The sequence below is a fragment of the Glycomyces luteolus genome, assembly GCF_027622875.1.
Lineage (GTDB): Bacteria > Actinomycetota > Actinomycetes > Mycobacteriales > Micromonosporaceae > Glycomyces > Glycomyces luteolus.
The window spans coordinates 26,273-38,658 of sequence record NZ_JAPZVP010000016.1; the positions used below are offsets into that span (position 1 = coordinate 26,273).

The 12,386-nt window shown below is 67.2% G+C and carries 13 protein-coding genes; 9 read left to right on the plus strand and 4 right to left on the minus strand.

What is annotated here, in order from left to right; genetic code table 11:
* Nucleotides 1–305: 305 nt before the first annotated feature.
* The 4 genes from O1R50_RS18895 (at nucleotide 306) to O1R50_RS18910 (ending at nucleotide 3,019) form a co-directional block, all read left to right on the plus strand.
* A complete protein-coding gene (locus tag O1R50_RS18895) occupies nucleotides 306–959 on the plus strand; it encodes a hypothetical protein (protein WP_270111728.1) in 654 nt (217 codons plus the stop codon).
* Nucleotides 960–969: 10 nt separating this feature from the next.
* On the plus strand, nucleotides 970–1,737 hold the full coding sequence (locus tag O1R50_RS18900; protein WP_270111729.1) for a hypothetical protein: 768 nt from the start codon (nucleotides 970–972) through the stop codon (nucleotides 1,735–1,737).
* 149 nt (nucleotides 1,738–1,886) lie between these two features.
* Nucleotides 1,887–2,417, plus strand: coding sequence for an RNA polymerase sigma factor (locus O1R50_RS18905; RefSeq protein ID WP_270111730.1), 531 nt, complete (start codon nucleotides 1,887–1,889; stop codon nucleotides 2,415–2,417).
* On the plus strand, nucleotides 2,414–3,019 hold the full coding sequence (locus O1R50_RS18910; RefSeq protein WP_270111732.1) for a hypothetical protein: 606 nt from the start codon (nucleotides 2,414–2,416) through the stop codon (nucleotides 3,017–3,019). Before O1R50_RS18905 ends, O1R50_RS18910 begins: the two co-directional genes overlap by 4 nt.
* Nucleotides 3,020–3,203: 184 nt before the next feature.
* On the opposite strand, the gene O1R50_RS18915 is transcribed toward O1R50_RS18910, so the two are convergent.
* The 4 genes from O1R50_RS18915 to O1R50_RS18930 form a co-directional block, all read right to left on the minus strand.
* Nucleotides 3,204–3,530: a hypothetical protein gene (locus O1R50_RS18915; protein ID WP_270111733.1), complete on the minus strand. Its 327-nt coding sequence runs from the start codon at nucleotides 3,528–3,530 to the stop codon at nucleotides 3,204–3,206.
* On the minus strand, nucleotides 3,527–4,426 hold the full coding sequence (locus tag O1R50_RS18920; RefSeq protein ID WP_270111735.1) for a hypothetical protein: 900 nt from the start codon (nucleotides 4,424–4,426) through the stop codon (nucleotides 3,527–3,529). Before O1R50_RS18920 ends, O1R50_RS18915 begins: the two co-directional genes overlap by 4 nt.
* Nucleotides 4,427–4,661: 235 nt before the next feature.
* Nucleotides 4,662–5,462, minus strand: coding sequence for a hypothetical protein (locus O1R50_RS18925; protein WP_270111736.1), 801 nt, complete (start codon nucleotides 5,460–5,462; stop codon nucleotides 4,662–4,664).
* Between the two features lie 496 nt (nucleotides 5,463–5,958).
* Nucleotides 5,959–6,312, minus strand: coding sequence for a hypothetical protein (locus O1R50_RS18930; RefSeq protein ID WP_270111737.1), 354 nt, complete (start codon nucleotides 6,310–6,312; stop codon nucleotides 5,959–5,961).
* Nucleotides 6,313–6,622: 310 nt separating this feature from the next.
* Here O1R50_RS18930 and O1R50_RS18935 point away from each other — a divergent pair, with 310 nt between their 5' ends.
* The 5 genes from O1R50_RS18935 to O1R50_RS18955 all read left to right on the plus strand — a co-directional run bounded on the left by O1R50_RS18935 (nucleotide 6,623) and on the right by O1R50_RS18955 (nucleotide 12,381).
* Nucleotides 6,623–8,011 (plus strand): excalibur calcium-binding domain-containing protein, encoded by a 1,389-nt coding sequence (locus O1R50_RS18935; protein ID WP_270111738.1) that lies wholly within the window; start codon nucleotides 6,623–6,625, stop codon nucleotides 8,009–8,011.
* A 208-nt stretch (nucleotides 8,012–8,219) separates the two neighbouring features.
* Nucleotides 8,220–10,565, plus strand: a complete 2,346-nt coding sequence (locus tag O1R50_RS18940; RefSeq protein ID WP_270111739.1) for a hypothetical protein — start codon at nucleotides 8,220–8,222, stop codon at nucleotides 10,563–10,565.
* Nucleotides 10,566–10,624: 59 nt separating this feature from the next.
* Nucleotides 10,625–11,320, plus strand: a complete 696-nt coding sequence (locus O1R50_RS18945) for a GNAT family N-acetyltransferase (protein WP_270111740.1) — start codon at nucleotides 10,625–10,627, stop codon at nucleotides 11,318–11,320.
* Between the two features lie 102 nt (nucleotides 11,321–11,422).
* Complete coding sequence (locus O1R50_RS18950; RefSeq protein WP_270111741.1) at nucleotides 11,423–11,656, plus strand: hypothetical protein; 234 nt, start codon at nucleotides 11,423–11,425, stop codon at nucleotides 11,654–11,656.
* Nucleotides 11,653–12,381 (plus strand): hypothetical protein, encoded by a 729-nt coding sequence (locus tag O1R50_RS18955; RefSeq protein WP_270111742.1) that lies wholly within the window; start codon nucleotides 11,653–11,655, stop codon nucleotides 12,379–12,381. Before O1R50_RS18950 ends, O1R50_RS18955 begins: the two co-directional genes overlap by 4 nt.
* Nucleotides 12,382–12,386 lie beyond the last annotated feature (5 nt).

Genomic DNA, 12,386 nt, shown 5'->3' on the forward strand with positions numbered 1-12,386 from the left:
CCCGGCGCGCCGCTTGCTGCTGTCAATCCAGAACAGATCGTGATTGACAGCGCATTCAGACCCGTTAACGTTGCGTCAATCCAATTCGCTCAATCGCCTGTGGCTGGTGACTGCAGCACCGGAAATCCCTCCAGCACAATACGATCCCTCCGACATCTCCCGATCGCTCATCCCTCGACACCGCCCGGCTGCCTTGTTACTTCAAGTCGGGACTCGACCATGCACACTCCTCGGCACGCACTCCGAATCTCCCGTCTCCTGGACTTTCGGCGTGTCCCGAGTCCTCGAATAGACAGGAGGATTCATTGCTCACTGCCTTTGCAGACAAGACCGCAGCCAGAATCGTCGGCATTTGCACCGTGGTGCTCGTCGTCCTGACGGCTTCCGCCGGGATCGCCTGGGCCGCTTACACGGACAACATGTATCCGACCCAGTACGCCAACGGCGGCTGCATCTCGGAAGAACCCAACGCCCGCCAAGCCACCTGCCGCACCGACAACGCCACCCTCACCTACTACATGGACAGCGGTGGCGACTTCGAACTCGAGACACCAGACAAGGACGACGTTCGAGCGACGATGTCCAACGACTACAACCCCACCGATCTGAGCGTCTCGTACGATTCCACGCCCTCGTTCTCTGGGAGCGCCGAGACCGACATCATCTACCAGGAGGGCTCCGCCGACATTCCCTCCAGCGTCGACGGCATGACCTGGTGCAACAACGCGTCGAACTTGGACGAGTGCGACCAGCAGTTCGTTCGCATCCGAGGAGCCGGCTACTACTCCCGCGGCCTCGCCTGCCACGAGACCGGTCACGCGGTCGGGTTGGTCCACGGCAGCGTCTCATCGCCGATCAAGAGCAACACCGATTCACGACTCGGCTGCATGGTGACCCCGGTCGGCACCAACACCTCGCTCGGCGACAACAACATCGAGAACATCAACAACACGTACTGAGGAGACGACAATGAAGCGACTACCCCTGATCGTCTCCATCGTGACGGTACTGACCACCGCAGGAGTCATCGGCCTCGCAATCGCAGGTATCGACACTCCTGAGCCGCTCTCGCCTTCGCAGCCCTTGCCCGAAGTCGTCATGGTCGAAGGCGTCGACCATCTGCCGAGTGAGACCGCCGCCGACTGGGTCACCTATGCCGATCATGTTGTCGTGGTCAACGCGGTGTCGGAGATATCCGTCCCGCCGACGCAGATCGAGCTCGATCGCGGCGAGGGCCTCATCGGCCGCATTGTGACGCTGGAGATCAGCGAGATTCTCTGGTCGCGCGAGGGTGCACCCGTCGCCCCACCGGATACGTGGGATTACTCCGCGATCGGCGCGCAGTTCACGGAGGGCAACACCGCCGAGCCGTACGAGATGGCCCTGCACGAGCGTCCGCGAGTCGAGGTCGGCCACAGCTACGTCATGGCGATCCGATGGGAACCCGAGCGTTGCGAGGACGGGGAATCCGAGCCCGCGCAGTGGCGCGGTCTCGGTGAGGGCTCCGAGATTCCCTACGACGACGCCGCGCTCGGCAACGGCGAACTCGAAGGTGAGATCCAGAGCCCACAGCAGTTCGGCGCTGCGGCCGAGGAGGACGTGACCGTCGGCGGCCTGGAGGAGCAGGTTGCGGGGCAGAGCGCCGACGCGCTGGTCGCCGAGCTCGAATCAGCCGTTCCGGCCGCCGCGCCCGAAGTCGCGGTGGACACCTTCTCGACGACGTCCGACTGTGCTTGAGCCGCAAGGAAGACGCTTCGAATCGGGCGGCCGGAGATTGCGGTCTTCGGGCGCCCTAAATACGGAACTGCCGGAGGAAATCCCGACGGGCTCCGAACGTTCCGCCTCGTTCGCGCGTCATAGATATCGACAGTGGGGAGGAAGCCGCCATGCCGCGACAGCGCAGCACCAAAGCTCAGCGAGGCGCTTCGCTCCTCACCGACCAGCAGGAGGTGGAGCGGGTCCGGGCAGTCCTCGCGCTGGGCGGCGTGCCCTGGGACGACCTGGATGACGCACTCCAGGAGGTCCGCCTCAAACTGCTCCAGTCGAGGTCGAAGCCGGCTCTCGAGACGATCCGGAGCCCTGGAGCCTGGGCCTCGGTCATCGCTTCGAGGGTGGCGGCGGACTGGCACCGCTCCAGGAAGCGCGACATCGGACTGCGTGAACGACTTGCAGCAAGATGGACTGCAAGGCCGCCCGAGCATCCGCAGGAGGACCGAGACCTCGCGCTGGCGGTAGCGGAGCGGCTGGAGCTTCTGACCGATCTCCAGCGGCAGGTGGTGGCCTTGCGCTTCTATGTCGATCTGCCGGTCAGGGACATTGCTCTAGTGCTGGAAATCCCGGAAGGCACGGTGAAGAGCCGACTGAACTCGGCCGTGGCCGCGCTGCGGAGCCGAATGAAAGTGGAGGAAATCCGATGACGGAGAAGGAACCCGAACCGGAAGACGAGGACCTGCGGAGGGCGGTGAACCTGATCGGGAAAGAGGCCGGCACGGCGCCTCGTAAACGGCTCTCCGGTGGTGTGATCGCCGGGCTGCTACTCGGGGCTGTGCTGGTCACCTTTGGTGCGCTCATTCTCTTCACGGCTGATTTCGGTGGGGATGAGCGGCAGCCGTTTGTTCAGAGTTTGAGCGAAGCCGAGAACATTGCCTGTTCCGAGTTCATTGCGGTCGGGGAGGTTGTCTCGACGGCGCCCTCCGATGTCGCTGACCGAATCGTCGTGACCTTCGCAGTCGAGGTTCCGCTCAAGCCTGCTGCATCGCAGGCCACGGTGAAGCTCGATGTACTGGATCCTGGACTGTCTGATCCGCAAAGCGATCTCCGAGCCGGTGATCGGGTGCTGCTGGAGGTGCCGCAGCGAGAGGACTTCCCCCCGGCCGTCTATCGAGGGTCCTACCTTGATTCCAGGGTCGCGGAAATCGAGCGGTATCTCGACGAGGCCTCCGATACCGAGTGCCCTCCCTACTTCCAGGAAGGCGGAGAAACTGTCGAGATGGAGGAGAATTCGAACGACGGTGCCTGAGGTGACCGACCCCTGCTGCCGGGGGCTTGCGGGGACATTCGACCAAGCTGTTTCTATTCGAGATCGAGGTCCTGGACTTGTTGAACCGCACGGACCGAGGTAATCAGGACTAACGAAACTTGGATAATGAAAGGGTCGGCGCACTGCCCCACCGCGGTGCGCCGACCTGCCTCTGGTTTCCCGCTCAAGCTTCGCAGCCGCGCGAGATGGACTTCCATACCGACACAGCCTCGGCGATGATTCTCTCGGCGTGCTTTTCCGCCCACTCGACTTCCAATGGGGCGCAGACGCGCAGGCACGGTTTAGCGGTGCCGAGCCGGATCACCGAGCCGAGCGCTTCGGTCCGCTGCTCCCAGGCCCGGGCCATCGTGATGCGAAAGCGAGCTTGGGCAGGAAAGGCTTGGAAGTAGAGCCGCCGTCCGCCGATCACCGCCGCGAAATGGAGGCCGTCGCGCTCCTCAGCGGCCACCTTGCGCTGGGCCGCATCGATACGAGAGGTACTGGTGTTCACAGTGCCACCGCCTCTCGGAGGGCCTGGCGCTCATCGAAATGTCGTTCCCAGTTGCCCAGGTACGGGCTGATCGGGTTGGTCCGGTGCGGCCCTTGGAAAGGCGTTCCGGCGAACAGCGGTCGAGCTGGGTTTTGGGCCTGCACGGCCATGGTGCGGAGAGGGACTGTCGGACCTTCGATCGCAGCCTTGTCTTCCGCCGAAGCGATGCCGAGCACGCGGAAGAGCAGGGCGCGCAGCGTCACCCAGAATCGCATCCAGCGGTCGCCGAAGGTGGTCGTGGCGATCAGGTGCGCTTGGTGCAGCTCTTGGGAACCGGCGATGAACCGCGTCCAGGCATCCTCGCGGAGCTTGCCGAAGTCGTAGCGGTCCTCGTGGTCGTCCTCCCAGAAGCGTCGTCGCGGACGCTCCGGCGGCTCAGGCGGTTCGCTGCCGCCTTGACCGGGCGACGGGCGACGCTCATCGGCCCCTTCGGAGGTGGGGCCGGGTGTCGGTCGGATGCCGCGCTCGGATCGAGGCTGGTTCGGCTCGGTCCGGCGCGGCGGATCGGGCAGCTCTCCTCGACGGTGCCTGCCGGTACGGGTGTCGGGACGCCACTCCGGCGATCCGAAAGAGCCGGGGTCGAGAGGAACGTGCGGGCGCTCGCGGTCGATGATCCACGTTTCGCCGGGCCGGTGCCGCAGATGCGGCGGTTCATAGCGCGGGAAACGGGGGTCTGATTCGGGGAGCGTGGGATCGGAGGGCTCGGGGTCGTAGCGAAATGCGCCCGGAGCATTCGGATCGACAGCGGCATAAACCACCTGCTCAAAGAACGTGGGAACACCCGGACGGCGGTTTTGATTCACCCCGGAATGGCTGTTTGCGGGCAGCCCGAAATCGAGTATGGTCGTAGTTGCCAAGGGAGCTTGCTCCTCTGGTTTAGGGGCCGCCCGGTGGATCTTGTTTGGCGACGGAGCCACCGGGCGGCAGGATCTTTCACTGCCATGTTCAGTTAGCTACGCGCCTTCGCACAACCGAGTAATTCGATGGTGCGGCAGAGGCGCGCTGACCAAATGGTCAGCGAACATCGCGCGATTGTCAACCGCCAGTTGCGGCGTGTCGTGAAGTCTTAAGTGGATTCTGTTCACTAGACATTCAGATCAATCCATCTCCACCCGTGAGCGAAGCTACGCAATCATCCTGCACGCCAACGGCAAAGACGAACGATTCCTGATTGAGACCGGCGTCAAGCGTGATCTCGACATCGTATGTCGTGACGGACGTCTCTGAGGATTCCGCAGGGTTGACCGCGGCAAGGAAGGCTGTGGTCTCACCGTTTGTTGCAGCCCATTCCGTGATAGCCGCATCGATTTCCTGAGGCGTTGTGCTTGCGTAGGAGTCACACTGGAGAGCGGCAGCCGTTGTAGGCTCGCGGTCGACCACTGTCGCCCGCATGAAATCGGTAGCCAGAGCTTTGGGATCGACAGCCTCGCCGGTGCTGTCATCAGAGCTGGGTTCTTCGCTCTCGACACGCACTGCGTTCGAAACGCAATAGCCCCCGTCTCTCTCCTGAACTGTGACAACGAAATCTTCGTAGCTTGGTCTGGCGTCGGAGACATAGGAAACCGTCGCTGCAACGGTCGTCCCATCCGTCCCAGCCACCGGTTCGCCGGTCGTAAGATCAATTCGGGTGATGCCGCCCATCTCATCGTCGTACGACTGACGGATGGCGTCCAGATCTGAAGGGGTCACCTCAGGCGAAGCATCGTCGCAAAGTGCGGCCTCGGCTCGATCCAGATCCAAGTCTGATCCCCACCGCAGATAGCGATTTGCCGCCTGCTTTGCACTGGAGGCGGCTTCGTCACGAGGATCTTGGTTCTCGGGGTTGCCACTGGCCGCGAATCCTGGGGCTACCCAGGCTCCCAACATCAGGGCGACGGCCCAGGCTCCGGCCATGGCGCCGACTCGTCCCCACTTCCTTGGGGGGTCGGCGAACTCAGCTGTCTCGGCATCGTTGACCGCGACAACGCGGTACTGCTTGCCGTCCGCGCTGCGGACGGTGGATCCGCGGCTAGCACGGCGCGGACCGCGAGCACTGCGAACGACACGCCGGAACAACCTACCCATGACCACACCCTATTGGACCGGGCCCACCGAGCTCAACCAGAAGCCCGATCGCGAACCCTCATTCTCGGCGAACGTCGCATCTGGGCCCCCACCAGGGGGCGGTCTGGAGCCAGATCGAAAGGGCGACCGTCGCCACCGATGGCATCAGCCAGAGGAGGCCGGTCGCTGTCACGGGGATCGTTCCGATGCCGAACAGGATGCCGAGCCAGGCGAAGGGAACCGCCGCGGTGACGGCCGGAATCAGCCGGAGGTACCAGCGCCGACTGCGTCCGCAGATCGCCAGCGGAATGCCCGCGACCAGGCTGTAAGCGATCGCCGTAATGATTCAGGCGAGGGGCCAGAAGAGCGGGCCGGCAAACTCGTTGTAGACGACTACGACGCCTACGAAGGTCGCGATGACGACCGTGCCGAATATCGCGGGCCACACGACCAGGCTCGCGACCAAGTGGAGCCAGAGGCGGACCAAACGCGCCTTGCGGCGCGGGTCGTGGGGGCGCGGGTACTGGTAGGGGAGGGGTGGGTACTGCGCGGGAGTTTCGCTGGGGTGGCGTTGTGCTGTGGTCTTGATGCTGTCGTTTCCTCGGTAGCGTTGGAGTGCTGGCCGTTCCGTGAGGGCCAGGGGGGCGTAGACGGCGAGCGGGGCTCTGCGGCGGTGGTGCCGCTTGAGGGTGGCGGCCACGTCTCTTGTCCTGGTTTCAGAACAGCCGAGAATGAACCTGAACGCGTTCAACTCATGTTCCCAAGCCTAGCACTTTGGACAAGTCAGGTACAGCTCTATTCGCCCTCGATGCCGAGCGCGGTCGGACGCCCGCCGACCGGATCCCCTGGGGCCGCCTGGCGTGCCCCGGGGGCCGCCTGGCGTGCCCCGGGGGCCCGGTCCGTCACACGTCGGCACGTACGGGTGAGCGGCGGCAACCGGGCCGGGTCCTACGACGTGTAGTCATGGCCTATCACGCCGGTAGGCCCCTCTCCTTCGACAAGGAACCCCCTTGAACAGCAATTCCTCGGCGTCCGGGCGACGCTGGCATCCGGACCCGGCGCGAGTGATGCGGCTGCCCGCTCACAAGCCCGCCGCGAGTATCGAGCCGCACCGAGTGCGCTGCGGCGTTTGCGGAACCGAGCTGCGGACACTGCATCTCGCGGACCGGTGCACCTTCTGCGATGCACCGTTCGCCGTCGATCCGAGCGAGACCGAGCTGATCGGTCCGCACGGGGTGGTCCCGTTCGGGATCAGCGAGTCTGATGTAGACGTCGCGTTCCGCGCCTGGGCGAAGGAGCAGCTGCTCGCGCGCGGCGACTTCAAACGTGAAGTGCAGGTCTCCGAGAAGCGCTCGGTGTACCTGCCTTACTGGGTCGGGTGGACGAACTTGTACTCGAACTATCACGGTCGTCGCGGGCACCGCGTCACCCGGATGCGGTACAGCCCGCGGAAGGGCCATTACAAGGTCAAAGAGACCGACTGGTCCGAGGTCAGTGGTCAGGTGGAGCACGGGCGCGAGGCGTTCAGCCTCCCGGCGTTCGTACCCTTGGAGGTGATCGACGGGATCACCGAGCAGCGGATCGGCGAGGTGCAGAAGGGCTGGGAGTTCGAATCGGCGTTGCCGTTCGAGGCCGGTCTGCTCACCGGCCACCAGGCCTTGCGGTATTCGGTCGAGCCCGAGGCGGCTTTGGCCAGGGCGCACGAGGCGCGGGGGAAGCAGGTCGTCAAGGACATCAAGCGGGACATCGGCGGCGACGTCGCGCATGTCAGCGGCTCGGACACCGGGGATGTCGCAGTCAAGTGCAGGCTGGTGCTCGTGCCCGCCTGGATCGTGGAATGGGGCTTCGCGGGGAAGTCCGGCAGCGTGATCCTGAACGGCCAGAACGGCAAGGGCGCGGGAAAGTACGTGCAGAGCGCGGGCAGGACGGTCGCGCTCGTCGGGTCTATCGGCGCGGTGGTGGCGTTGTGCTGCGGGATCGGCTTCTTCGCGAGCGACCCGGACGATGCCGAGGATCCCGGCAGGGGCGGCAGCGAGACCGCCTCAGCGGCGAGTGTCGAGACGCCGAGCCCGACGCCAACTGTCTCGGAGGCGGTGTCGAGCGAGCCGGAGCTGACCGTGTCGGCCGAGTCGTCCACCAGCGCTGAGGAAGCCGCGTCGACCGGTGAGGAAGACGGCGATGGAAACGGCGATGGCGGGTCGGGCGACGGCGACCCGGATCCCGAACCGGAGCCGACGGCCGAGGAGCCGGACCCGACGACGGAGGCCGAGGAGGAGGAGTCTGTGTACTACGAGAACTGCGATGCCGCCCGCGCTGCGGGGGCTGACCCGATCTACGCTGGTGAGCCCGGTTATGCGAGCCACCTGGACCGGGACGGCGACGGGGTCGGCTGCGAGTAGCGGCGGTTCGGTCGGGCGCGGCGAACAGCGGCGCCCCCGGGCCCCATTGCAGCCGAGGGCGTCAAAAGGTCGGTCTCATTGCGGCCCTTGCGATAGCAGGCCCCCCGGATTTGCGTTCACCTCCGGCTCGATCGCACCGTCCGCCACGCCCGCAGTGCGGCAGCGGCGGCGGCCTGCCCAGCAGGCACGGTCGCCCTACCCTGGGCCGATGAGCAGCCCCTCAGAGTCGGAGACCGGCGTCGCGGTGCCGGTGGCGCGCAAAGGGTCGGTCGGTGACGCGTTCGATGAGCCGATGGAGGCCAGGGCCGCGGACGTGCACCTGCGCATCGAGGCGCGGTTGCGCGAGGAGTGCGGTGTGGACACGCGGGCGGTGCGGGACTGCTTCGTGTGGAACGGGCTCCAGTCCGAGATCGGGGCCGAGGGCGGGCCCGAGTTCGAGGAGACGTACCTGGCGCTGGCCGGGGCGGAGTTCGCGGCGCAGGCGGCGCGGACGCGGCACGGATTCGACCGGGCGCTGCTGTGCCTGTGGGTGCACCACAGTTCGGTGCGGGCTTGGAACCACACGTACCGGGTGGACCTGCTCACGAGGTGCATGATCCGGTTCGCCGAGACGGTGCGGGAGCTGTGGAGGCTCGATGCCGAGCCTGACGAGCCGGTGGAGCTGGCGCTGCGCCTGTGCGGTCTCGTGCGGGCCGAGATCCTGCTCGAGGACCGGCTCAAGACCGGGTCGCGGCCGCGCTATGAGGCGGCGCTGCAGGGGCTCCTGAAGGAGTACGCCGAGATCCTGGAGGAGACCGAAGGGCTCACCGATCCTGTCAGCGGGTACGTGCGGGACGAGGTGTGCATCCGCAACGAGTACCACTCGGTGCTGCGCCGCGCGAACGAGGCGCTGGTCGTCGCGTCCGGCGGTCAGGCGCCGAAGTACGAGATGCGCAAAGACCTGCAGCGCTTGGCGAACGAATGGCAGTTCTCCTCGGTCGAGCTGAGCAAGCTCAACGCCCACCGGCAGGCCCTGGAGCGTCTGCTGGCGGTCCTGGGCCGCGCGCCGTTCAAGGACTCGCGGCGGTGGATGCGGGTCGACGAGGGCCGGATCGTGTATCTGTTCCCGTTCGGGGTGACCGGCCTGGACTACGAGGGGATCACGGCCCGGCTGCGGCAGTCGTTCGAGCGGCGGTCGGACTCGGACCTGGTGCGCCCCACCGCGATCCACGACCACTTCACCTACCACGCCGACATCTGGGAGCCGCGCCTCGAGAACGACAAGCGGTTCGACGGCATGGAGATGTCGCTGCCGAAGGTGCGGCTGCACGTCGACGACGAGACCACTGAGGAGCTTGCCGCGTCGGTCCGCTTCTCCCCCATGGGCGTGCACTGCCTGCGCCTCGAACGGACCCTCACCGACGTGTACCCCGGTGAACTGCACGCCGCGATGTTCCGGGCCGCGCGCGAGCATGGCGCCATCGAGGTGCGCTGCGGCGACTCGGACCGGACCTGGGACCGCTTGGCGCGTTTCGCCCGCGACCTCCTGCTCAAGCAGCTGCCCGCCCAGCTCGCGCCGGACGAGGAGACCGAACGGAAGCGGCGCAGCCACCTCCCGCCCGTTGATATCCATAGAGGACGATCTCATGTGCTGGTACGAGTACTGCGGGCGAGCGAGCGCAAGCACGAGTACGGTCCGCACGTGGGCAACGGCGGCAGCGAAATGGTGCAGGACGGCCGCCGCCTGCTCACGCTCGTCGGCTCCTCCGTGCTCCTGCACGCCGCGCCGGACGCGAAGGAGTCGCTGTGGGACTGGGTGCGGCTCGCCGACGACCACAGCCGGCAGATCTGGAACCAGCGCAACCAGGGCGACCTGCTGATCTCCACCGAGAACACCACCGTGATCGCCGCGCTCGACGCCCCGAACTTCATCTCCGGCGACCTGGAGGCCGTCGCCGAGTTCACCGCCTGCCTCAACGGCACGCTCGCCGCCTGGAACCACCAGCTCGACACGTACCGGGCCAGCGTCACGGAGTCCATAGCCGCTTACAACACGCCCGGCGCCGACCGGTCCGCGCAACTCGAAGCGATCAAGGCCTCCCGCACCCGCATGCTCGGCTTCGAGAGCGAGACCCGGCAGGTGATCTCGCTGCTGCACTCGCGCTCGCTGCTGCGCTCCCCGTCGAACGCGGCCGCGCTGCGGCGGCTCCTCGACGTCAGCGGCGTGGACGAGCAGCTCGAGACGTTCGAGGCCGGGCTGGGCGAGGTGATGGCCGACCAGTCCGAGGCGACCCTCCAGCGGTGGGAGGGCGACCGGCAGCAGCGCATCCGCGACTCCCTCACCGCGGCGGTCTCGGCGCTCAGCGTGTGCGCCGCGATCAGCATCTGGCAGGCCGCGGGCCTGTGGACGCCGCTCGGCTGGAGCGCGGTGACGGCGGTCGTGGCGGTCTGGGCGGTCGTCTACGTGCTGCGCCGTTGGGTCTCCTACTACGGCGTGCGGGCGACCGCGCTGCGGATCGCCAGGGCACCGGTGATGCTCCTGCGTCGGTTGCGCGGGCGCCGACAGTCTGCGTGAGTGGCCTCCTGAACTGCCGTTCCTTGGAATACTGGGGCTCTCGGTGAGGGGGACTCGGGATGAAGTACCGGATCGTGGAGCAGACGCGGCCGGGCGGGCTGCTCGCGCAGGTGTACCGGGAGGTGCTGGCGCCGGCGTTTCCTCCCGAGGAGATCGAGAGCGAATCGAGCGTCGCCGAGACGCTGGAGGCCGGGCTGGGGAGCCTGCTCGTGGCCGTCGACGAATCGGGCAAACCGGCCGGTGCCGCGTTCGGGCGCTGGTGGGAAGCGTCGCGGGTGCAAATGCTGGTCAATCTGGCCGTGGGCCCGGGCACGCGCGGGCACGGCCTCGGCGGGCGGCTGCTGCAGGACGCGGTGGACGTCTGGCGGGAACGCTACGACCCGTGCCTGATCGTCGCCGAGATCGAATCCCCTGACGCGCGCATGGTGCACGAAGCCTACGGCGACCCGCGCCGCCGCCTGGGCTTCTACGAGTCCGCCGGCGCGCGGGTGCTCGACCTGCCGTACTTCCAGCCCGGCATCGGCGGTGTCTCGCGCCGGGTCAACGGCATGCTGCTGCTGGCGATCCACGCGGACCCCTCGTTCACGCCCGATCGTCCGGACCGCTTGTCCGGCAAGCCGTTGCGCTCGTTCATGACCGATTACCTGCTTGCCGCCGAGGGCCAGGCGCCGAGCGACTGGGACGCCAAGGCCCTGTTCAAGGCGATCGACCGCGAGGGCGGCGTCCCGATGGGGCGGTGGGGAACGAGCGCTTAGCCGCGCCCGCCGACGCGGCGGGGGTTTCGGCGCCCGCATCGGTGCACTACAGTCGCTCCCAGTGCGCCGAGCCACACTCCCGCGAGCGAACCCGAACTTGGAATGATCGAGCAAACCGCCACCCCCGCCCCAACCGCCAGGACCGCAGACGGCAGCGCCGCAGCCTGCGCCGCGCGGGCCTTCGGCGGCGACTCCGCAAGCGCGGGAGAGCGTCTGACCTACATGCGGGTCTTCGGCGGGAGCGCGGACGCGGCCGAGTGCGCGGCCGAAACGCAGGTCGTCGGCGGCCGCGCGGCGGCCGCTCGATCCCGCTTCGGGCGAGGGGCGCGGCCGTGATCCCCGCTTGCGTCTCGGCGGCACTCACGGCTTTCGTGTCGGCGTTCTTCCCGATCACTCCGGTCGAGCCGTACCTGGTGGCGCTGGCCGCCGCCACCGGCTACAGCCCGATCGCGCTCGGCGTCGCAGCCGCGGTTGGCCAGACGATCGGCAAGACGACGCTGTTCCTCGGCGCGCGCGGAGCGATCCGCTCGGCCCGGTTGCGTGGATGGATCGAGGCCGCCAAACGGCGGCGCGAGCATCGGCGAGCCGACCGCTGCGCAAGGGCCGCAACCGGTCAGGCGGTGGTCGGCGACAGCACCGGGCCGAATCCGTCCGCCGCACGCACCGGCGCGGAGGCTGCGGCCGGGGAGGTCCGGACTGCCGCTGCGGCCGCCGAGTGCGAAGCCCGCCTCAGTTCGTCCGCCGCGCACATCGACTCGGCGGAGACCGGGGAAGCTCGGACGGACACCGCTGCCGCCGCCACTGTGCGCGAAAGCCGCCGCGGTCCGTTCGCGCCCGTCGTCGCGACCGGGCGGCGGCTCCTCACCCTCCTCGACCGGCCCTCGCTGGCCGTCCCGATCCTGCTCCTCAGCGCCACGACGGGTTTCCCGCCGCTGATGGCCACGAGCATCTACGCCGCGGGGACCCGGATCAATCTGCCGCTGTTCGTCGCCGCGTGCCTCGTCGGCCGCTCGATTCGCTTCATCGCCATCGCCTATGCGCCGCAACTGGTCTTGGGCTGAGCCGA